At 59.9% G+C, this 22384-nt stretch carries 17 protein-coding genes; 8 read left to right on the top strand and 9 right to left on the bottom strand.

Annotated features, from left to right (window positions below; translation table 11 throughout):
• Window positions 1–4: 4 nt before the first annotated feature.
• On the top strand, window positions 5–1858 hold the full coding sequence (locus J3P89_RS12400; RefSeq protein WP_434697705.1) for an ABC transporter ATP-binding protein: 1854 nt from the start codon (window positions 5–7) through the stop codon (window positions 1856–1858).
• 37 nt (window positions 1859–1895) lie between these two features.
• Here J3P89_RS12400 and J3P89_RS12395 read toward each other — a convergent pair whose 3' ends face one another.
• The 7 genes from J3P89_RS12395 to argH form a co-directional block, all read right to left on the bottom strand.
• Window positions 1896–3068 carry an MFS transporter gene (locus tag J3P89_RS12395; protein ID WP_434697704.1) on the bottom strand — a complete coding sequence of 391 codons (1173 nt, stop codon included), beginning with the start codon at window positions 3066–3068 and terminating at the stop codon, window positions 1896–1898.
• Window positions 3069–3093: 25 nt separating this feature from the next.
• A complete protein-coding gene (locus J3P89_RS12390; protein ID WP_434697703.1) occupies window positions 3094–3978 on the bottom strand; it encodes a polysaccharide deacetylase family protein in 885 nt (294 codons plus the stop codon).
• On the bottom strand, window positions 3971–4819 hold the full coding sequence (locus tag J3P89_RS12385; protein ID WP_434631098.1) for a polysaccharide deacetylase family protein: 849 nt from the start codon (window positions 4817–4819) through the stop codon (window positions 3971–3973). Before J3P89_RS12385 ends, J3P89_RS12390 begins: the two co-directional genes overlap by 8 nt.
• Window positions 4820–4972: 153 nt before the next feature.
• Window positions 4973–5797, bottom strand: coding sequence for an ABC transporter substrate-binding protein (locus tag J3P89_RS12380; protein ID WP_434631096.1), 825 nt, complete (start codon window positions 5795–5797; stop codon window positions 4973–4975).
• A gap of 39 nt (window positions 5798–5836) precedes the next feature.
• Entirely contained in the window at window positions 5837–6601 is a 765-nt protein-coding gene (locus J3P89_RS12375; protein ID WP_434568409.1) for an amino acid ABC transporter ATP-binding protein, read from the bottom strand.
• 10 nt (window positions 6602–6611) lie between these two features.
• Window positions 6612–7490: an amino acid ABC transporter permease gene (locus J3P89_RS12370; protein WP_434697702.1), complete on the bottom strand. Its 879-nt coding sequence runs from the start codon at window positions 7488–7490 to the stop codon at window positions 6612–6614.
• Between the two features lie 146 nt (window positions 7491–7636).
• Entirely contained in the window at window positions 7637–9064 is a 1428-nt protein-coding gene (argH, locus tag J3P89_RS12365; RefSeq protein ID WP_434697701.1) for an argininosuccinate lyase, read from the bottom strand.
• 293 nt (window positions 9065–9357) lie between these two features.
• Between argH and J3P89_RS12360 the strand changes: the two genes are divergently transcribed.
• Complete coding sequence (locus J3P89_RS12360; protein ID WP_434697700.1) at window positions 9358–10323, top strand: LysR family transcriptional regulator; 966 nt, start codon at window positions 9358–9360, stop codon at window positions 10321–10323.
• A 5-nt stretch (window positions 10324–10328) separates the two neighbouring features.
• On the opposite strand, the gene J3P89_RS12355 is transcribed toward J3P89_RS12360, so the two are convergent.
• Window positions 10329–11579, bottom strand: coding sequence for an MFS transporter (locus J3P89_RS12355; RefSeq protein WP_434697699.1), 1251 nt, complete (start codon window positions 11577–11579; stop codon window positions 10329–10331).
• A 331-nt stretch (window positions 11580–11910) separates the two neighbouring features.
• Window positions 11911–12507 carry a TetR/AcrR family transcriptional regulator gene (locus J3P89_RS12350; RefSeq protein WP_434697698.1) on the bottom strand — a complete coding sequence of 199 codons (597 nt, stop codon included), beginning with the start codon at window positions 12505–12507 and terminating at the stop codon, window positions 11911–11913.
• Between the two features lie 444 nt (window positions 12508–12951).
• Between J3P89_RS12350 and J3P89_RS12345 the strand changes: the two genes are divergently transcribed.
• The 6 genes from J3P89_RS12345 (at window position 12952) to J3P89_RS12320 (ending at window position 22348) form a co-directional block, all read left to right on the top strand.
• Entirely contained in the window at window positions 12952–13968 is a 1017-nt protein-coding gene (locus tag J3P89_RS12345; RefSeq protein WP_434697697.1) for an SDR family oxidoreductase, read from the top strand.
• A 67-nt stretch (window positions 13969–14035) separates the two neighbouring features.
• Window positions 14036–15541, top strand: coding sequence for a class I adenylate-forming enzyme family protein (locus tag J3P89_RS12340; protein ID WP_434697696.1), 1506 nt, complete (start codon window positions 14036–14038; stop codon window positions 15539–15541).
• The gene (locus tag J3P89_RS12335) at window positions 15531–16142 is read left to right on the top strand and encodes an HAD-IB family hydrolase (RefSeq protein ID WP_434697695.1); all 612 of its coding nucleotides are present in this window, start codon (window positions 15531–15533) and stop codon (window positions 16140–16142) included. The genes J3P89_RS12340 and J3P89_RS12335 overlap by 11 nt, the downstream gene beginning before the upstream one ends.
• Before the next feature lie 3 nt (window positions 16143–16145).
• Window positions 16146–17927: an FAD-dependent monooxygenase gene (locus J3P89_RS12330; RefSeq protein WP_434697694.1), complete on the top strand. Its 1782-nt coding sequence runs from the start codon at window positions 16146–16148 to the stop codon at window positions 17925–17927.
• 86 nt (window positions 17928–18013) lie between these two features.
• Window positions 18014–18847, top strand: a complete 834-nt coding sequence (locus J3P89_RS12325) for an acyl carrier protein (RefSeq protein ID WP_434697693.1) — start codon at window positions 18014–18016, stop codon at window positions 18845–18847.
• Between the two features lie 87 nt (window positions 18848–18934).
• Window positions 18935–22348: a beta-ketoacyl synthase N-terminal-like domain-containing protein gene (locus J3P89_RS12320; protein WP_434697692.1), complete on the top strand. Its 3414-nt coding sequence runs from the start codon at window positions 18935–18937 to the stop codon at window positions 22346–22348.
• Window positions 22349–22384: the final 36 nt, after the last annotated feature.

Genomic DNA, 22384 nt, shown 5'->3' with positions numbered 1-22384 from the left:
CCCCATGCTTCACGCATTCGAACAACGGCTCGACCCTTTTCCGCCTGACGAAGTCCCACCGCCACCAGACGGCCTGGCGCGTTTTTTGTGGGCCTGCACGCGGGGCGCCCGCGGCTACATCCTCGCTTTCGCGCTGCTCAGTGCCGCCGTGTCGATCTACGAAGCCTGGCTGTTTTCGTTTCTCGGACAGGTCGTCGACCTGCTCTCGACCTGGCAGGCCGGCGGCGATGCGGCGGGGCAGGAGAGTCGAGTGCTGTGGGGCATCGGCATCATGCTGGTGACCAGCATCGGCCTGGTCGCGTTGCGCACGATGGTGCAGCACCAGGTATTGGCGATCAACCTGCCGTTGCGGCTGCGCTGGGACTTTCATCGGCTGATGCTGCGGCAGAGCCTGTCGTTCTTCTCGGATGAGTTCTCCGGCCGGGTCACCACCAAGGTGATGCAGACGGCGCTGTCGGTGCGCGAGGTGCTGTTCACCCTCATCGAGATCGTCCCCGGGATCGGCGTGTATTTCATCGCGATCATCGCCCTGGCCGGCGGCTTTGACCTGAAGCTGATGTTGCCTTTCATTGCCTGGGTAGTGTTGTTCGGCCTGGCCATGCGCTACTTCGTGCCGCGCCTGGAGAAAGTGGGGCAGGAGCAGGCCAACGCGCGGTCATCAATGACCGGGCGGGTCTCGGACGCCTATACCAACATCACCACCGTGAAGCTGTTCTCCCACTCCAAACGCGAAGCACACTTCGCCCGCGCGGCCATGGAGGATTTCAAGCAAACCGGCTTTCGCCAGATGCGCCTGGTCAGCCAGTTCGAAATCGTCAATCAGGCACTGGTGGTTGCCTTGATCCTCGGGGCCGGCGGTTACGCCCTGTGGTTATGGCACCAAGGCGAAGTAGGCACCGGCGCCGTGGCGGCGATCACCGCCATGGCGTTGCGTATCAACGGGATGTCGCACTGGATCATGTGGCAAATGACCTCGCTGTTCGAAAACATCGGCACTCTGCAGGACGGCATGGAAACCTTGACGCGGGGGCCCAAGGTTCAGGATGCGCCGGACGCCGGCGTGCTGGTTACTACCGGTGGTGCGGTGACCTTCGACAATGTCAGCTTCAATTACAACGGCGAACGCCAGGTGCTCGATGGCCTGAGCCTGAACATCCGGCCGGGAGAAAAAATCGGCCTGGTAGGTCGCTCCGGTGCCGGCAAATCCACGCTGATCAACTTGCTGCTGCGCTTCTATGACGTGGACAGCGGTGAGATTCGAATCGACGGGCAGAACATCGCGCATGTCACGCAAGACAGCCTGCGCAGCGCCATCGGCATGGTCACTCAGGACACGTCCCTGTTGCACCGGTCGATCCGCGACAACATTGCCTACGGTCGCCCCGACGCCACCGATGAGGAAATACGCAGTGCCGCAGCCAGCGCCCAGGCCGATGGGTTCATCAATCAACTTAGCGACAAGCAAGGCCATAGCGGTTACGACACCCTGGTGGGTGAGCGCGGCATCAAGCTTTCGGGCGGCCAGCGTCAACGCATCGCCATTGCCCGGGTCATGCTCAAGAACGCGCCGATCCTGCTGCTGGACGAGGCTACCAGCGCACTCGATTCAGAAGTCGAAGTGGCCATCCAGGAAAGCCTCGATGAAATGATGCAGGGCAAGACCGTGATCGCCATCGCCCATCGGCTGTCCACGATCGCGGCGATGGACAGGCTCATCGTCATGGATGAAGGGCGGATCATCGAACAAGGCACCCACGCCGAATTGCTCGGGAAGAACGGCACCTACGCGCGATTGTGGCATCACCAGAGCGGCGGCTTTCTGGGGGAGGATCAGGGCGTGGTCGAGGCGGTGGAGTAGGCGAGGGCGATGGCTGTTCACTGGAACAGCCGACACATCACTTCTGCACGCCAGCCACCCGACGACCGCTCATGAAACACAAGAATCCACCCATGGCGGTCAGTGCGCTCAAGGCGTAGAACATCGTCGGTGCCGGGGTTTGCAGCAGCAGGTACCCGCAGATCACCGGGCTCAGGGCACCACCAAGGGCCGCCAGGTTTTGTGCGCCATAGTAGCTGCCGCGCAGTTCTTCCGGGGCCAGGGTATCGACGAAGAGGAATTCGGCCGGGTAGATGATCATTTCCCCGAGGGTGAAAATGAACATCGCCACGCACCAAGTGAGCATGTCGTCCGCCAGGCTGAAGCCGATCAGGCCGACAATGAACAGGCTGGTGCCTGCGGCAATCCAGTAGCGCAGCTTTTCGCGATCCAGGAACCGGCCGATCTGGTACTGCAGCAGGATCACGGTGATCGCGTTGCAGGCGAGCAGGGCGGCCATGATTTCCAGCGCGCGTCTGGAGTCATGGGTCACCAGCAGGTATTGCGACAGGTAAAGCGTGAAACGTCCGTGCACCACCGTGCTCAAGAGGCAGCCGCACGTGAACATGATCAGGGTGCGGTCGTTTTTCAGGGTGATCAGCGTTTTGAGAAAGCTTGGCGCTGGGCCAATGGCCGGTGTCGCTGCCCTGGGGATGCCGGTCATCAGGAAGATGCTGAAAAACGCGATGCCGCCTGCAATGAGGAATGGGGCGATCGGGTAGACACCGGCAATCACCACGCCGAGCATCGGGCCGGTGGCGTAGCCGATATTGGTCAGCGTGTAGCGCAGGGAAAAAGCCTTGGCGCGCTGGCCGATGGGCAGGTTCTCGCTGAGGATGGCTTTGGAGCCGATCAGGAACAGCGCTGACGCTGTCTCGGTGATCACCACGGTCAGCGTGGTCAGGTAGAGGTTTTCGGCAAAGGTCAGCAGTACGAAACCGACGGCGCTGGAAAGCATCGCCAGGATCAGCAGTCGGCGCTTCTCCAGGCGGTCGATGACATAGCCGCCATAGAGGGCCAGCAAGGTGGCGATGAACACCGCGATGCCGAGCAGCAGACCGACGTCCTGTTGGTTGAGGCCCAGCTTGTTGCTCAAGAATAACGTGAGCAACGGGCTGGTAATGGCGCGACTGACCACGATGGTCAGGGAAACAATCATCAGGCGCCGAATAACGAGTGAGTAAGTGGCCACGGTGGTGCAAATATCCTTATTCAGATCAAACGTGATCCCGATAATGCCGTTCATAAACCGCTGCGGGATGATCCTCGGCGACTGGCCCCGCGGTATCTGACCACCATTGCGCGACCTCGGCGCCGGTGGCGATCCATACGTCATTGTGCCGCTGGATGCCCTCGATCAGTTCACGCAACACGCCTATCCGTCCCGGCGTGGCGATGATTTCCGGGTGCAGGCGCAGCACGTAGCAGAGGCCGAACCGATGAAAGCCGGCGAAGTCCATCTGCAGGTTGCCCAAGGTGTGGCTATAGGACGCGATCCGCGATTGTGCGGGTGGCACTGCCGGGCTCAAGTTGAAGGCGAAGTAAGGCTCGTCCTCCAGCTCATAGTGCAGCGGTACTTCAATGACACTGGGTGCGGTCGGGTGAGCGAATGGCAGGTCATCGCCGCGCCACGACGACGACCAGCGAATGCCTTGATCCCTCAAGGCTTCGATGAAACCCGGAGCACCGTTGCCCGCCGGGATTCGAAAGCCGGTCGGGCGCTGGCCGGTCAGCCGGGCCAGGGTCTCGCAGCCTTTGGCGATGTCGTCGCTTTGGGCGGCCAGGTCCAGTCTGTCGTAGTCCTGATGGCGATAGCCAGCGCAGGCGATTTCATGGCCGTCGGCCTGGATCGCCTGAATGTGCGCGGGGTTTTCCTCGGCAACGATACCGGGGACAAACCAGCTGGCGGACACCCCGAGCTGCTTGAACAGGCCGAGCATTCGCTCGACGCCACGTTGGGTGCCGTAGCGCCATACCGACAGCGTCTTGTCGCGCCCGGCGACCTCCGGGGCCTGGGTGAGGATGCCGTGGATGTCGTTGTAATCGACAGTCAGTACCACCGCGCAGCGATAGCCTTTCGGCCAGATAGGGGAGTCAGCCATGGTGATGCTCCTTCAGCCACCACTGGGCAACGTCGCGGCAGGTGGCGAACCACACGTCGTCGCGCGTGCGCATGTGCTCGAAGAGTTTTTCCAGTAGCAGGATGCGTCCCGGCTTACCGGTAATCTTGGGGTGGAAGAGGGTGGTCAAGCATAATCCCTCGTCCATTGCGCCGTCGTATTCGCGGCACCAGTTATCCAGGGTCAGCGCGTAGCTGGCCGTGCGGTCCAGCCCGGAAGGGAAGTTCGGCGCACGGGTATAGGCGAGAGAGGCGTAGTCGTCCATTTCCCAGCGACCGGGAATTTCCACCAGTGGCGTGTCGAACCCCGGCACGTTCACCAGGTATGGCCGGTCATCGCCGCGCATGCTGCTGGAATAGCGCACGCCGGCTTCCACCAGCATCGCCGGGGTTTCGGCGCGCCAGTCGCCGGACGGCGTACGAAAGCCTTCGGCGCGGATGTTCAGATGCTTCCAGAACACCTCGCGGCAGATATTCATCACCTCCTTTTGCTGATCCAGCGTCAGGGCATAAAAGGACTCGTGCCTGTAGCCGTGATAAGCCACCTCATGCCCGCGCTCGATGATCGCCTGGCACTGTCTCGGCCAGTTCTCCACGACCCAGGCCGGGACGAAGAATGTCGTCGGAATCTGGAACTCGTCGAGCAGGTCGAGCAGCCGCGGCAGCGCCCGATAAGGGCCATAGCCGCCGAAACCGAAGTACTCGGGCTTGCGCCAGATCGAGCCGTTGAGCATGGCATCACCGGTCGGACCATCGAGGTCGAAGGCCAGGGCCAGACAAGCCTTGTGCGGGCCGGGCCAGGTGGGTAGGTGTGAGGAAGACATCTGTAGTGCTCCGATAATCTTCAAGTAAACCGACAGCCTCTGTGGGAGCGAGCCTGCTCGCGAATGCGGTGGTTCAGCCAACACTGATGTCGAATGAGATACTGCTTTCGCGAGCAGGCTCGCTCCCACAGGGAATTGAGGTTGCCTGTGCGATTACTTCCCGGCGTTGATAGTCACAGTCTTGATCGCGCCCAGTTCCAGGTCCCACTTCTTGAGGATCGCCTGGTAGCTGCCGTCATCGATCATGCTCTGCAGCGCAACCTTCACCGCTTCACTGAGCTCAGGTTTTTTCTTGCTTACGCCCATACCGGTGAACTGCTCGGAGATCGGCAGGCCCACGGTCTTGTACATGTCCTTTTCCTGGGTCTTGAGGTAGGGCAGGGTTTCGCTGCCCTGCATGGCCGCATCGATGCGGCTCTGGCGCAGTTGCGCCCGGGCATCGGCCGAACCCTCGGTGCCGACCACGTTGATCGCAGGCTTGCCGGCGGCTTCACAGTTGGCTTTGCTCCACTCGGCGATCTCCGTCGGGAAAGTGGTGCGGCGGCTGGTGCCGACCTTCTTGCCACACAGGTCGATGATCGCGTTGGTGTCCTTGTTTTTCTGCAAGGTGTAGAACTGCGGCCCGCTGGTGAAATAGTCGACGAAGGTCACGCTGGCCTGACGTTCGGCGGTGTCGGTCATGCCCGACAGCACCATGTCCACGCGGTCGGTGGTCAACGCATTGATCATTTGCTCGAAGCCGGTCTCCTGCCATTTGATCTTCACGCCCAGGCGTTCGGCCAGAGCATTGCCCAGGTCGTAGTCAAAGCCGGTGAGGGTGTTGGTGGCCGGGTCCTTGAAATCCATCGGCGGGTAGTTCGGCATGATCGCTACGACGATTTCGCCCTTGGCCTTGATGCTGGCCGGCAATTGGGCGGCGAAGGAAAAACCGGATGCCATAACGCCTGCGAGTACTGCTGGAATAACGAAGTTCTTCATGGTCGTTCTCTTATGAGTGTTGTGAGCGCCAGCGGGCGCCTAGGTTCGAACGGCAGAAATGAAGCTCTGGGTGCGAGGGTTTTGCGGACTTATTAGTATTTCTTCGGGGCTTCCAGCCTCCACGATCTGCCCGCCGTCCATGAACACCATGCGGTTGGAAACCTCGCGAGCGAAGCCCAGTTCATGGGTGACGACGATCATGGTCATGCCGGTCTGCGCGAGATCGCGCATCACCGACAGCACCTCACCGACCAGTTCCGGGTCGAGTGCCGAAGTGGGTTCATCGAACAGCATCAGCTTGGGGCGCATCGCCAACGCACGCGCAATGGCGACACGTTGCTGCTGACCACCCGACAGCTCGATCGGGTAGCTGTGGTGCTTGTCGGCCAGGCCGACGCGGGCAAGCAATTCCAGGGCTTCTTCATGCGCTTCTTTGGGCGAACGCTTGAGCACCTGGCACGGGCCTTCGATGATGTTTTGCAACACGGTCATGTGCGGGAACAGGTTGAACCGCTGGAACACCATGCCGGTGGCCAGACGCTGGCGGGCTATCTGCGTTTCGTTGAGTTCGTGCAGCTTGTTGCCGACGATTCGGTAACCCACCAGCTCGCCATCGACCCACAGGCCGCCCTTGTCGATTTTTTCCAGCTGGTTGACGCAACGCAGCAAGGTGCTCTTGCCCGAGCCGGACGGGCCGATAATGCACAGCACTTCGCCTTGCTCGACCTCGATATTGATGTCCTTCAGGGCGTGGAACTGGTCGTAGTATTTGTTCAGGCTCACGGCCTTGACGATGCTTCTCATGTGCGGCTCCTCAAGAACGCTTGCCGGCGCCGCGAGCGAAACGACGCTCCAGCCGGCTTTGGCCAAAGGACAGGACGGTGACCGTGGCCAGGTACCAGATCCCGGCGACGATCAGCAGCTCCATCACGCGGGCGTTGGCGTAGTAGATGTTCTGGGCGTTGTAGAGCAGTTCCGAGTACTGGATCACGCTCGCCAGCGAGGTCATCTTCACCATGCCGATGAACTCGTTGCCCACCGGTGGGATGATGATCCGCATGGCCTGGGGCAGGATGATCCGGCGCAACGCTTGCAGGCGCGGCATGCCGATCGACTTGGCGGCTTCGTACTGCCCGGTGTCCACCGAGAGCAGGCCGGCGCGGACCACTTCGGCGGTGTAGGCACCCTGGTTGATGCTCAGGCCAAACAGGGCGGCCACGAACGGAGTCATCAGGCTCACGGTGTCCATTTCAAACACGCCGGGAATGCCGATGGTGGTGAAGATCAGCGCCAGGTTGAACCACAACAGCAACTGCAGAATCAGCGGCGTACCGCGAAACAGCCAGGTGTAGGTCAGCGCCACGTAGCGCAGGATCGGGTTGGCCGACATGCGCATGATCGCGGTGATCACGCCGAACACGATACCCAGCGCCATCGCCAGCACCGCCATGACGATGGTGTTGAGCAGCCCCCACATGATCGCCTCGGAGGTGAGGAACTGGCCGATGTACGACCATTCGATCTTGCCTTCGGCGAAGGCGCGCACCAGGCCGATGAGCGCGATGACGATCACCGTGGCGAAGAAGATCCGCCCGTAATAACGCCGGGGCACATGATCGTACTGGGTAATGTCGAACTGGTTTTCCGCCAGCTTGCGCTCCGCCTGGAGTCGTTCTGCCTGTGTCTGGCTCATGTTGGTTCTCCGTACATTCTTCCCGGTCCACCACATTCCCCTGTGGGAGCGAGCCTGCTCGCGAATGCGGTGGGTCAGTCAACATTGATTTAATCGGGATACCGCGTTCGCGAGCAGGCTCGCTCCCACACGTTTTGCGTCATGACCTAAAGGCGGAACCCTTGGTATTCCTCGGTCCACGTTTGCTGAGCGGCGAGCGCGCTTTTCAGCCGGCCGAGCTGTTCACGCACCTGTTCTGGCGCGGTGCCGCCCCAGCCGCTGCGGGCGGCGATGGCAGCTTCCAAGGTCAGGCTTTCGCGTACTTCGGGGGTAAGGCGCGGGTCGATTTCCGTCAGCAGTGCCGGGGAGGCTTCCCACAGTTCGATAGCGTGTTTCTCGCAAGCCTGGACCAACGCACCGGTGATCTCGTGAGCCTCCTTGAACGGCACGCCGCGCACCGCCAGCCAGTCGGCGACTTCGGTGGCGAGGGTAAAACCCAGCGGTGCCTGGCGACGCAACTCTTCGACGTCGACCTTCATCGTCGCCACCATTCCGGCCATGGCCGGCAGCACCAGCAGCAAGGTGTCGACGCTGTCGAGCACGCCGTGCTTGTCTTCGCTCAGGTCGCGGTTGTAGGACAGTGGCAAGGACTTGAGCGTGGACAGCAGCCCGGTCAGGTTGCCGATCAGGCGACCGGCCTTGCCCCGTGCCAGTTCGGCGATGTCAGGATTCTTTTTCTGCGGCATGATCGAGCTGCCGGTGGCGTAGGCATCGTCCAGCGCGATCCAGCGAAATTGCCGCGACGACCATAGGCAGAATTCTTCGGCGAGGCGAGAAATGTTGATGCCGAGCATGCTGGCGATGAACAGGAACTCGGCGACGTGATCGCGGCTGGCCACGGCGTCGATGGAGTTCTCGCAAACACCGCTGTAGCCCATCTCCTTTGCCGATTGCTGAGGTAAACGAGCGATCGCCGAACCGGCCATGGCCGCCGCACCGAGTGGTGACAGCGAAGTGCGCGCGTCCCAGTCCACCAGGCGCTGCACGTCGCGCAGCATCGATTGGGCGTGGGCCAGCAGGTGATGGGCAAACACGATCGGCTGTGCCTGCTGCAGGTGAGTAAATCCGGGGCAGATGCTCTCGATGTGCTGCTCGGCCTGGTTCACCAGCGCTTGCTGCAAGCCCAGCACTTCAACGGCCAGGGTACGTACGTGGTCCCGCAGGAACAGCCGCAGATCGTTAGCCGTCTGGTCGTTGCGCGAACGCCCGGCTCGCAGCTTGCCACCGAGTGCACCGAGGCGTTCGGTCAGCAGCCGCTCGATGAACGTGTGGACGTCTTCATCGTCCAGGGTCGGGGCGATGATGCCAGCGCGGAAGTCCGTGCCGATGCGCTCCAACGCGTCGAGCATGGTCAGGGTTTCTTGCTCGTTCAGCAGTCCGGCACGCTGTAATTCCCGTGCATGAGCCTTGGAGCCGGCGAGGTCGTACGGCGTCAGTCGAAAGTAGCGTTCAGGGCAACGGGAGAGGGCCGCCAAGGCTTCGGAAGGGCCGCTTTTGAAACGCGCCCCCCAGAGACGGTCGGTGGAGTGGGACATTGTTGTTTTCCTCGTCGGTAACGCGAACTGAAACGGGTACTCCAGGCCGCTACATCGCCACAAAACAAGCGAACGAAGTCAGGCCAGAGCAGTTTTCAAGAGGGCAGTTGCATCGGTGCGAGTGCTGATCGAAGTGTCAGCTTTTAATGTTTTGCGATCAGCGCCTTGGCACTGATGTTCTGGATTTATTGGCGGTTGCCAAGCCTGGATTTCTGTGTTCATTATTATTAGGCCAGCGTATTTTTGTTGTGGGCACAGGTTGTTAAATTGGGCGTCAGAGGTAAATAAGCATTATGGAAACCCCACTTTCCAATTCCGGAAACCCGCCGCCGAAAACGCCGCAACGGGCACCGCTAGCCCTCAGCGGGCTGGACTTCAAACTGCTCAAAGTGTTCAAGGCCGTGGTCGAGGCAGGGGGCTTCAGTGCCGCGCAAAATGAGCTGAATGTGGGATTGGCTGCCATCAGCAAACAGATTTCCGACCTGGAGATCCGCATCGGCATGCGCCTGTGCACACGCGGGCGCGAGGGCTTTCACCTGACGGAAGAGGGGCGCCTGGTGTATCAGGCGTCAATCGATTTATTTGCCTCGGTTGACAACTTTCGCGATCGCCTTAGTTCAGCGCAAAACGAACTTGTCGGTGACCTGGGCGTGGGCGTTATTGATAATACGATCTCTGACGAAAACTCCCCGTTAGTTGCCGCGCTCAGGCGCATGAACGAACAATCGCCAAAGGTCAGGTTTCAACTTCAGGCCAGCCAACTCGACGAGGTTGAAAGAGGCGTCGTCGAGGGGCGGCTAGTGGCGGGAATCGTGCCGATCTATCAAAAACGCGAGGAGTTCGACTACTACGAGCTGTACGAAGAACGCTCGGAAGTCTATTGCGCCCTCGGCCACCCGTTGTTCAGCATGGCGGAGGCGGACATGGGCGAGGATGTGCTCAAGGCCCACGAGTGCATCAACCATCGTTACGCGATTCATCGCGACAAACTGAAGTTTGCTCACTACGACAGTTTTTCCGCCTCGGCCACCCAGGTGGAAGCCGTTGCGCTGCTGATCAAAACGGGGCGTTTCCTGGGATTCCTGCCCCAGCATTACGCCGCGCCGATAGTGGCGCGGGGCGAGTTTCGCGCGGTACGGCCGGACCTGATCAACATCGTCACCCCGTTCAGTCTGATCCTGCGTCACAACACGGTGCGCAGTCCGCTGGTCAAGGCGTTTGCCCAAGCACTGGGCGTGGATTTGAAGGCTCCGGTCTGACTGCTCTAGGCGCCTGGGCTCATCTCGACTCGATCAACTTTGATGCCTTCTGAACGCTGCATGGTTTCCGGAACCCCAACCCATAACAGCAAAAATGCCGCTCCGGCGACCCCGGCAAGTGTCAGGAATGCCGCATCGTATCCCGCCGCTTCAACCACAAATCCCGCCAGACCATTGCTCAACGCCGCACCGAGGCCAAACACCGTTGTGAGTGCGCCGAGGCTGATATTGAAATGGCCAGAACCGAGGGTGAGGTCCTTGACCATAACCGGGAACAACGCGCCGAAAAGACCGGCGCCGACACCGTCGAGCAGCTGTACCGCGACCAACCAGTACGGATCATCCGACAAGGTGTAGAGCAGACCACGCAACGGCAGGATCAGAAAACCCGCCAACAGCAGCGGCTTGCGCCCCCACTGATCGGCTTTGGCGCCAGCCAACAGCGCCATCGGCACCATGACCAGCTGCGCCGCGACGATGCAGGCAGAAGTGAGCGGGGTGGCCATGTGCAGATTGGCTTGCGCAAGCTTTTGGCTCACCAGCGGCAGCATGGCGGCATTCGCCAGGTGGAACAGCGCGCAGCAAACCGCAAACATCAACAACGGTCGGTGGCTGAGCAACACGGCAAACCCGGAGGGCTGAGGGTGATCGGGGCCACGAGGTTCGAGACCGCGAGCCAGATCATGGTCGATGGCTTCAGCCGAGACGAACGCCACGGCACACACGCTTGCCAGCGCCATGACCGCCATCAGGTAAAACACCGCCACCGGACCGAACAGGTAAGCAGACAAACCGGCCAGCAACGCCGCGCAGGCGTTGCCGGCATGATTGAAAGTTTCGTTGCGCCCGGTTCGCCGCGTGAAAGCGCGAGGACCGGTGATGCCCAGGGTAATTGCCGAAATGGCCGGGGCAAAAATCGATGCGGCCACCGCACTCAGGGCCTGCGTAAGCGCCACCAGGCTGAATGACGAGACGAAAGGCAACACCAGGCAACTGGCGGTCACGACCAGCGCGGCGATCACAATCAGCGCGCGCTTGGCACGGCTATTGTCGACCAGCGCTCCAGCGGGAGTTTGCGTGATCAGGGCCGCGACGCCAGCAATCGTCATCACCACGCCGATGCTCGCCGGGTCCCATTGATGCACCGCCAGCAAGTAAATCGCCAGATACGGCCCGAGACCGTCGCGCACGTCGGCGAGAAAGAAGTTGAGGCTGTCCAGCGACAGGTTGTTGCGGCGATCCAGATGGGCAGTCACGGGGGAGTCTTTTCAATGTGAGGTTCGGCGAAATTGACTCAACCTCGGCGAGGTTAGAGACCGGTGCGGTGGGGATTAGTTGCAGGGGGGCGGATCCGGATTTCTAAACGTAGAACGTAAACATCTCGTTTAACATAATATACATTATGCGTAACAACATGTTTCGCCATGGCGGCCATGCCGGGCTCCTTTTCAGTACTCACGGCAGCTCTGGCTTTCCCCGGAACCTGAACCCGGACCGTCTGGCTCAAGACGCTCCGCAAAGACGGCCTGCCAACTCTTCGCGCGGTAGCTTCACGCTGATCGCCGACTGCTTGACCAGCTTGCATTCCTACAATGGCTCCGCCGTTTCAATGAGCGAATTGAGCACCAGTTTGATTTCCGCCGCTGGATCTTTATGTCCTTGCAATATCAAACCCTCCGACAGCGCCGTGAAAGTCTTCGCGAGTGCTGCGTACGCCAACGGAGGTTTCTTGCCGGCATGGTTGAAAATGATAGTGATCAGCTTGCCCAGCGCCTCGCTGTTTTCTTCATGCAGATCGTAGTAATGCTTTGCGAACTCTTCATCGCGTAACGCGATCAGTTGCATTTCGGCGTCGAGGATGGCGCAGTTCGTATTGTTTTTAAGTGTATCGATGTAGGCGTTCAATCCGTGCGCGAGTTGCTCTGCGGTATAACCCGCAGCCAACGTATCGCCCAAGCGGTCTATTTCAACCCGTTTGAAACGCTGGGTCAGTTGCAGGAGCAGTTCCGACTTGCTTGAGAAGTTGGAAAAGAACGCACCTTTCGAATAACCTGCCTCTTCAGAGATAATATTGACACTGGCGGCGTGAAAGCCTTTTTTGATCATGAGGTCAGTGGCGGTATCAAATAACTTGTCTCGTGTTATTTGCTGGCTTTCCTCGCGACCTAATCTTTTTTTAATCACGCCCTCGGCTCCTTTGGCCCAATATGTTTGTTTGTAACTAGATGAAACAGTTCAGTGAATCAGATGTTTGCACCTTACCATCCGTACCCGTCCTTTGCATTTAAAGTTTTAAATCTGGCATGTAATCGCCGCCTATTTCTGGCTGGATCGGACGACAGCAAGGTGACGGTTTTCATCGAAATGCAACGGATTCAGAGCGACCACTGCCCTGCCCCTTTTGGGGAAAAAACCGCTCACATGCCGGAAAAATGGCGTCATCAGCCTGGCGAGTTCGTTGAGACATCACGTCTCAGGCCCGTCCCAGACACCTCGGCTTTCACTCGATAATGAAATACCGCTTGATTTCCAGATACCGAATGGTTTTTACTGGCGCCGTTGGGTCATCCAACGCCTGTTCAGCGACGAAGCTGCACGAGCAGGCTATCTCACAGGAGCTGGATTTTAATGGAATATGCCTTTGTTACAGGTGCTACAGGCCTGCTTGGGAACAATGTCGTCCATGCACTTTTAAAACGAGACATCAAAGTAAGGGCGCTGGTACGTTCCATTGAAAAAGCCAAGAAGCAGTTCGGCGGTTTGCCCGTCGAACTTGTCCAGGGCGATATGCTTGATGTTGATGCATTCAGCCATACCCTTGAAGGCTGTGATGCCTTGTTTCATACAGCGGCCTATTTTCGCGACAGCTATAAAGGCGGAAAGCATTGGCAAAAGCTTTACGACACCAATGTAACCGGCACCGAGCGGTTGTTGCAGGCCGCCTATGCCGCGGGCATTCGCCGTGCGGTCCACACTTCCTCCATCGCGGTCCTGAAGGGAAACCGCGATCAGGTAATCGACGAGACCATGTCGCGCGACGAGTCCGAGGCAGACGATTACTACTTGAGCAAGATCCTGTCTGAACAGAAGGTTCAGGAGTTCTTGTCGCTGCATCCGGACATGTTCGTGGCGATGGTTTTGCCCGGTTGGATGTTTGGCCCAGGCGACATCGGTCCTACCTCGTCAGGTCAGTTCCTGCTGGATTTCGTAGGACAAAAGTTGCCGGGGGTTCTTCCCGGGAGTTTTTCAGTCGTGGACGCCCGTGACGTGGCGGAACATCAGATCGCGGCGATAATACATGGCCGATCGGGAGAGCGTTATCTGGCTGCCGGCAATCATATGGACATGAAGACTATCTTTCGGGCACTGGCCAACGTCAGCGGGATAAAGGCACCGGAACGGCCTGTTCCGTTGTTCATGCTGCGTCTTATTGCTTTTGGCTATGAAATTTATTACCGGGTTACTAAAAAGCCGGTGCTTATCAGTACTTCCACGGTCAAGCTCATTGAGCAGGAACAAGGGAGGACTCATTTCAGCCACAGCAAAAGTTCAAGTGAACTGAAATGCGCGTTCCGCCCGGTTACTGAAACCCTGACCGATACGCTGGACTGGTATCGGAACAATAACTACATAAAGCTCAACTGAAAAATTAGCCTGCCTCTGCAGTACTTATTTATCTGGCCATGACTTCAAGGATTGAGAGGTTGGTGGAATGAAAAGCCTTACCTGTAAAGAAGGTTTCCTGCATCGCTTTGTCGGTTTTTCGGATTTGCACCCCGACGCCATCGCTATCAGGAATCTAGATGCGGAAGAAACCTTCACGTACCGCGACTTGCTGAACAAGGCCGAAGCGTGCAACGGTTTGCTCCATGCCCTTGGGGTGTCGTCCGCAGAGAAAGTTGCGCTTGTCTTGCCCAATGGGGTGGATTTCATCGCGTATTATCTGGCGATCATTGGCCATGGTGCTATCCCCGTCATCCTCAACCACAAGCTGACGACGTACGAACTGAGCAACGTGCTGGGCCTCGCCGGGCCCGCATTGACCGTCACGACCGATTCGTTGTTCGAGCAACACCGCGAAGTCTTTCAGTCGGTCCGTTGCCTCGTCGTCCGCACCGCCGATGAGCAACCGTTGTCGTTGCCCGAACACGCAACGGCCGCCTCTGATCTTCCGCATCAGCTCTGGCCCTTGTCGCTGCCTGAAGGCAACCCGGTCGTTTCGGTACAGTTCACGTATCGGGGCGTTGGCATGCCGCTGGCTGTCTCTCATCGTTATCTGGACCTGACGCAGTCAAGCGATGGCTTGCACGAGCAGTTCCACCCTCAAGGCCTTGGGTCGGTCCACTTGGTAACCCTGCCGCTGTACGCGATCTTCGGCCTGTCCGTGATGATGGTTTTCCCGCTCAGCATCGGCGCTACGCTGCTGATGACCAACAGCCTGCTCAACAGGGACCTGGCGCAAGTCTTGTCCGAGCACAAGGTGTCCTTTGCCTGCCTGGTGCCGGATGTCATCCGCTACTTCAATACCCGACTGGCCAAACGCAAGGGCCCACGGCTGCCGCTGCATCCGCAACTGATGATTTATTCCGGCGGCAGCCATCTGCCGGCGGATGAAGCGCAAAAGCTTGGCGATTTGCTGGGGTGCGGCCCTGTATTGCAAGGCTACGGACTGACGGAAAGCATGCCGGTGATTGTCCAGAGTTCGGTCGGCGAGGTGCATCGCGGTGCGATGGGCCAACCGATCAGTGGTGTCGAGTTGCGAATTGTCGATGGTCAGGGCCGCGACGTGGCCGTGGGGCGTATCGGCGAGCTGCTGGTACGCGGCCCGATGGTTATCCCGGGCTATGACGATGCGCCGCAGATAAATGCCCGGTTTTTCCGTGACGGCTGGTTCCACACCGGCGACCTGGTCTGGCAGGACGACGACGGGCACGTATTTTTTTGCTGCCAGCGCCTGCGCATCTCGAAAATCAAAGCGCAGATGATCGACCTGGAAGAAATCGAGTCCATTGCCCTCAAGCATCCCGGTGCAGTGCGGGCAAAGGCCTACATCGTCCCGGACCATAAAGCCATCAACGTACTGCACTTGTCTGTGGAAGGTAGCGCAGACCTTAGCCAGAACAGCGTATCCACCCTGCTCGCCCGTTACCTTTCCGCCTTCAAACTACCCAGGAACATCGAGATTGTCCCGCTCAAGGAAGAGATTCATGCACGCTGATCACACGCGACCGGTGCTGGCCGTTTTCGATTTCGACGGCACATTGACCGACAGGCATACCTTCTGGCGCTACATGCGTTTTATCTTCGGAACCCGGCCCTTCTGGCTCAGGATCATCCCCCTGCTGCCAAAAATGCTCAGCGTGATCCTGGGAATCACACCGCTGATGCAGGCGCGACTGGCGTTTATCGCCTGCTATCTGGGAGGCCTGAGCGTCGAGCAGGAGCGCGAACATGCCAGGTACTTCATCAGCGAACAGCTGCCGCTCTGGCTCAGGCCCGAAGCGCTGCGTCGGCTGAAGTGGCATCAATCCATGGGACACGTCACGGCGCTGGTCAGCAATTCGCCGGAGAACTACCTGATCCCGTGGGGGCAGGCAGTTGGTTTCGACTACGTGTGCGGCACCCGCCTGGCGACGGCCCGGAACAAGCTGACCGGGGGCATATCGGGAGCCAACTGTGTCGATGGGGAGAAAGTCAGGCGCCTCAAAGGCTGCGTCGGCAACCTTGAAGATTTCTACATCTATGCCTATGGCGACTCGTCAGGCGACGAGGCCCTGCTCAGCGTTGCCAACTCTCCCTTCTATAGAAACTGGTACTGACAGATGAATACTCTGAGCACTTTTGTCCCCGCGCATTACAAACAGCCGGGCAAGGCGCCGGCGGTAATGATCGTAGGCGCCGGCCCTATCGGCTTGTCGCTGGCGATCATGTTGCAGAAATGGGGCGTCGCTTTTCGCATCATCGAGAAAAACGCCGGCCCCTCCACCGCGACCAAGGCGATGGCGATCCATTCCAGGACCCTGGAAATCTTCCGCGACCTCGGCGTCGCCGACCAGGCCATCAACGATGGTTTTACCATCAATCAGTTTTCGGTGCAGTCCAACGCCCGGCGGGTGCTGAATTACAACTTTTCCTGCCTGGATGCTACCTATCCCATGCTCCTCAGCCTGCCGCAGCCGCAAACGGAAAAGATCCTGCTGGAACGATTGACTGAGCTGGGCGTGGAAGTCGAATGGAACACCGAGCTGGTGGACATCGAGAACCAGCCCGAGTCCGTACGGGTCACGCTGCGTCATGGCGACGGTCGCGAGGAATCCTGCGCCAGCCGCTGGGCAGTGGCCTGTGACGGTGCTCGCAGCAACATCCGAAAACGCCTGGAGATGACTTTCGAGGGATCGTCCTACGATCGTTTTTTCATGCTCGCCGACGCTGACATCGAGTGGTCCGGCAGCAAGGACGAAGGCGCTTTTTTTCTTGGCGCGCAGGATGGGTACGTGGCGGTTGCGCCGATCAGCGCACAATCCCGTTATCGGCTGTTCATCGAGATGCCCTACGACTTGCCACCGGAAGGCGAGCGCCCCTCCTTGAGCCTGGAGAACTTCCAGCGGCTGTGCGAGGGACGTGGGCAGAACATGACCCTGTCGAACATCTCCTCCACCACCATTGCCTCTTTCCAGCATCGCCGGGTGCAGTCATTGCAGCAGGGCTCGGTGTTCCTGGTCGGCGATTCTGCGCATATCGGCAGCCCGATCGGCGGCCAATGGATGAACCTGGGAATTTCCGAGGCCTACAACCTGGCGTGGAAGATCGCCTATGTCGATCAAGGCCTGGCGGATCCGTCACTGCTCGACAGCTACAACGAGGAACGTTATCCGGTGGCCCTGGAAGTCGAGAAGACCGCGCATCGGTTGACCGGGCTGATCACCGTAAGGCAACGGGCCCTGGTGTGGCTGCGAGACAACGTCCTGCCACTGCTGAGCAGCAGGCCCAAGGTCCAGCGCAAACTGCCCTCGATGATCTCCGGCCATCAGTACCACTACGCCAAAAGTGACTGCATCCAGGAGGCGCTGACGAAAAAGCAGCGCCGCAACTGGGCCAGGAAAGGAGCCCGGACGGCGTTCCAGCCGCCGGTGCCTCGCGCGGGGCAACTGGCACCCGATGTCGAGCTTTGGCAACAGCAAGGGGCGCTGCCGGCGCGCTTGATCGACCTGTTCCACGGGACGTACACGTTGTTGATCTTCACCGCGGCGGATCAATTTTCTCCCATCTTGCCAGGCCACTATGCACTGGCCGAGTCAGTAGAAAAAGATTATCCGGGCATCAAGGCCTACTGCGTGGTCGACGCCCTCAACAGCGCGGAACTGCCGGCATGGCACTCGACATTGCTCGACCCCGACTGGAGGCTGCACAAGCGTTATCACGCCAGCGAAGGCACGCTGATGCTGATTCGTCCTGACGGGTACATCGCGTTCCAGGGCGCCGACGCGATGACACTCGTGACGTACCTGAGCGTGAGGTCCGGATTGCTCAAGGCCTCGAGGGAAACCGCCTCCCCGACAAGCGAGGCAGTGCAAATCCAGCGGCCAGTCGCAACCGCTCACTGACTGATTGCTTGACGGCGCCCTGCCCGGGCCCACGACTTTCGATGCTCGTCTAAAACACCTACCGATTTACGGTTAAGGAGAACCTCATGCGCTTGCAACTCAATGAAGTTGTGCAGGAATTCATCGTGTCCAACGGGAAAATAGCCCATAGCTATTTCTCCCTCTCGGAAAAAATCATCGATTCACTCTGCGAATCCAACATGGCGAAGGAATCGATCCTGATGCGCCTGCTGGAACAGGCTGAATCGGTCACCGCCCATTATTTCAATGCCCACCAGCAGGTGCTGGAAGGCGTCTATGCCCATGGCATCGAGGCGGCTGCGGGTAGAAGCGTCGCAACGCTGGAGCCCGTGCCTGCACACTCGACCGTGTTGGCCGCCGCCCCCTCGACGGAGGAACCTGTCGCCCTCAGCTATGAGCAATGGTTGCGCGCCGAGATCAGTTCGGTCACCGGCTTCAAAAACGAGCAAATCGACTTCGAACGAAGTTTCGAAAGCCTGGGCATCGACTCGCTAGGGCTGGTTGATATTTTCGAGTCGTTGGCCCAGCACTTCCCGGACAAGAAAGAACAGACCTCGGAACTCTTCGACGCCCTCACCCCTACGGCCCTGCTGGCCAGGCTTGAAACCGATCCGAAGCCGTCTGCCGCACCTTCCGAGGCGCCGTTGCCTGGCTCCGCCGATGCGCAGACGCAGCTCGGCGCGGTGCTGTTCAATGCTCTCTCACCGCTGGTTTCGGACGCACCGCAGTCACTGGACGTCAACACCCCTTTTACCGATTTGGGACTCAACGGTTTCGACCGGCAAGCCCTTTGCCAATCAATGGCGCAAGAGTGCCCCGTCAGTGAGTTTGCTGGTGAGGCATTGATGTCGCGTCGTACCCCGGAAGACGCACTGGCGCTTCTGGCAAGAATAGGCTGAGGCCCGACGGCACACGCTGCCCGCACATGGAATGGACACCGGGTGATCGCCAGGTCACCCCGCTTTTTGGCAATCAGGAGACAGGGTATGAGTGGCGCGGTAACGACAGCGGGCGAGTTGTGCTTCAGCGCAATGGCCGGCGAATTTCCAGGGGCGTCGTCCACCGACGCACTTTGGCACTTGCTCTCGCAGGGCCGCATAGCGCCCATCCAGGCAATGCCGGCGCGCTGGGGGTTGCAGAAGGCGTCGATATTTTCGAGCAAGGCCGGCGAAAAGGATCGTGTCTACCTGGACAGCGCATTCTGCCTTTCAGATGACCCATCGACGCCTTCCCGTCATGAAGGTCGGCAGGTCGCGATCGGCAAGAACGTGCTCCGGACGCTTTTTGCCGAACTCGCGGCGCAAGGCACGGTATTGAATACCGAGCGAACCGCATTGGTGGTCGCGACGTCCTGGAGCGATGAAAGTTATTTCGCCACGGCAGTGCCCGGCGGTACCGACACGCCATCCGGTTTCACGCCCGGTGAACAGGTGGCCGGGCTGGCGCGCGCTTTTGCCTTGGGAGGCCCGGCCTTATCGGTGGACACCGCTTGCAGTTCGTTCCCCTATGCCATCGACATGGCCAAGGCTCTGCTCAACAGTGGCCAGGCGGACAAGGCGATCATCATGGCGCTCAACACCGTTCTGCCCCCGGCATTGTTCCTCGGTTTCTCCCAACTGACGGCTTTTTCCGCCCGGGCCAGCATGCAGGCGTTCGGCGAGGATGCCGACGGTATTGTCCCGGGCGAATGCGCCACGGCGTTTCTGGTCGAGCCCGTGGCCGATGCCCTGAACGCCCGACGCCGGCCGCTGGGCGTGCTGAGAGGGTTGGGGCTTTCCGCCGATGGTGCCGAAGGGTCGGTGTTTGCACCGGGCAGGCAGGCCCAGTATCGCGCCTATCAACGGGCTTACATGGACCTTGATCCAGGCCGCGTGGATTACATCGAAACCCACGGCACCGGCACCCCGTTAGGGGATGCGACCGAACTGGCCTCGCTGAACAGCTTCTTCGCTGCCCATCGCAGCGCCGACGAAAAAATCGCCATCGGTTCGATCAAGTCCGTTATCGGCCATCCCCTGGCTGCGGCGGGAGGCGCTTCGCTGGCCAAGGCGTTGATGATCCTGCGCCACAAGGGCATCCCACCCCAGCCGGACTACCGTCCCAGTCTGAAAGTCGACGACACCTGCCTGCGCCTGGCGACACAGCGAGTCCAGCCACTGGAGGATCGTCAGTCGCCGATCCGCATAGGCATTTCCAGCTTCGGCTTCGGTGGCGCCAACGCCCATCTGGTGGTGGATGAATATGTGCCCGATGGTCCCCCTGCCCCCGCGCCGGTGGCTTCAGGCGTGCAGATCCTGGACCTGGCGATAGTCGAGGCGGAAGCCGCACTGGGCGGTTGCGATTCACTGCACTCGTTCAAACGGCGGCTTGAGCAACCGGCTACTCGACCGGTCACTTTCCCTTACGGGCGTTTCGTCGATGGCAAGGGGCCCTCGGCCGGGCCGTTGTCGGGGAGATTCCTGGCCCAGGACCGCGTCATCGATATCGACGGTTTTGGCATGGGGCCAAAGCCCCTGGCCCACGTCGATCCCTTCAAACTGTTGATCACCGACCGCGTCAATCACCTGTTGCGGCGCCTGCCGGGCGTTGCCGGATCGGCCGGTACGGCAATGGTCATGTGCTGCAACATGGGCGGGGAGCGGTTCAGCAACGCCTACAGCAGTGCCGAGCAATTCTATTCACGGGCCCAAGGCAGCCCGCCGGGCGTGGAAGTGACCGACGTGGCAACCATGTTGCCGAACATGTTGTCCGGCTACCCGGCGCAGATTTTCGATTTCAAGGGTTTTCATCAGACCCTGGCCGGCTCACCAGGGCTGTTCTGGCAAACCCTGCTGGCATCCCGGCAATGGTTCGAGGACGGCATCACGACGCTGCTGCTCGGAGCCGGCCGCTTCATCAGCGGCGAAATCGAGGTCGATCGTGCTCGCCGCAGCGCTACGCCGCAAGGTGAAGGGCTCGGGCTGCTTGCGCTGCGTCCTTATCGAGCGGGTTCAACGGACACGCCCCTGCTGGTGATTCGCGCAGCGGTCCTCGCCCATGCCGCGGCTTCGCTGGACGAAGCGTGCCGATTGGCCGGCAAGGAGCGCGCCCAGTACGCGGTGGTAGAGGTTTGTGAGCTGCAGCCCGATAACGTCCCTGTGGACGGGTCGTTGCAGGAGATGACCGGTTTTCTGGCTGAAGCCTGCGGCATCGAAACGCTCTTGTCGGTGACGATGAACTCCGCGGTTCACACGGTGATAGAGGTGCGTGAGGCCGGCAAGGTTGTGATGTGGCTGTTCACTGAAAAACTGCGCGAATGGAACCCCGCGACGGCGAGCCCCGCCCCTGCGATCAGACACCCGTTCACGTTGCGCTTTGCCCACGAGCCCCATGAGCTGCAGCAGGTCATCACGCCGGTACATGCCGGCGAAATCGTCCGCGAGCCACAACATGACGGTGTCGATGTGTTGCAACTCAGCGACATGCTGACCAGCACGGTTCTGGCCGGGTTGCGGGTGCGAGTCCGGGCCATGGAGGGGCTGTTCGCCCTGCACCGGGGGGCTCGTACCCAGCGCCCGGCGCCCTGGCAGCGTCGAGCGGAACACGTGGTGATTTCCCACATCCAGCGCGAGCCGCGTTCGCTGCGGGCACGGCTGGTGGTAGACGAAGGTCACCCGTATTTCTTCGACCATCCGCTGGATCACATCCCCGGCATCCTGTTGCTCGAAGGGGTGATGCAACTGATCGAACTGGCCATGCCCCCGCTGAATGGTCGCGTCGCCTACGTGAAGACGCTCAGCATCAAGTTCCAGCAATACGTCCAGAAGGAGGACATGATCGACCTGCGCCTGGAGCAAGGCCACGATGGCCAGGCATTTCAGGCAACCGTCACGCAGGCTGGAAAAGTCATGTGCACCTGCGTTCTGGGCATGGCCTACAGCTCGGCCTTCGAGACCTCGCCGGCGGTTGAGTTCACGGCCGCGCGCTGCGTCGACAAGGCCCTGCTGCACAAGGCCCGGGAGGAAAATGTCATCGTCAGCGCCATGAGCAGCCTCGCCCAGGGGCTGAGCGTGGATACGGTCAGCCTGCCGGATGGGCATTTTTTCCACGAGGGCGATCCCGAGCATTTCTCGATGGTGTATTTCCTCGAGGTTGCCCGCCAGTGCTACATGCAGATTGCCCACGGTCATCTGCGTATTCCGCTCAATACCCCGATGAACCTGCTGGCCCTGAGTTTCACCCTGGACCGGCCAATTCCGAGGAACAGCCCGTTGTCACTCGCTCCGCAAGCGAGCCTCGGGACGCAGCTTCAATCATTCAAGACCAACCGTATCCATATCGACCTGTTCAACCGGGGCGAAAAGATCGGCCAAGCCAATATCACCGCTCAAGTATTGAGCCAGGCCGCGCCTGCTGCCTGAGGCCGGGCGTTGATCAAACTCAGGGGCACAAGTGTG

This window comes from Pseudomonas sp. Z1-14 (assembly GCF_051132005.1).
Lineage (GTDB): Bacteria > Pseudomonadota > Gammaproteobacteria > Pseudomonadales > Pseudomonadaceae > Aquipseudomonas.
The sequence above is the reverse complement of the archived record's forward strand: the minus strand, read 5'-3'. Positions and strand labels throughout refer to the sequence as shown.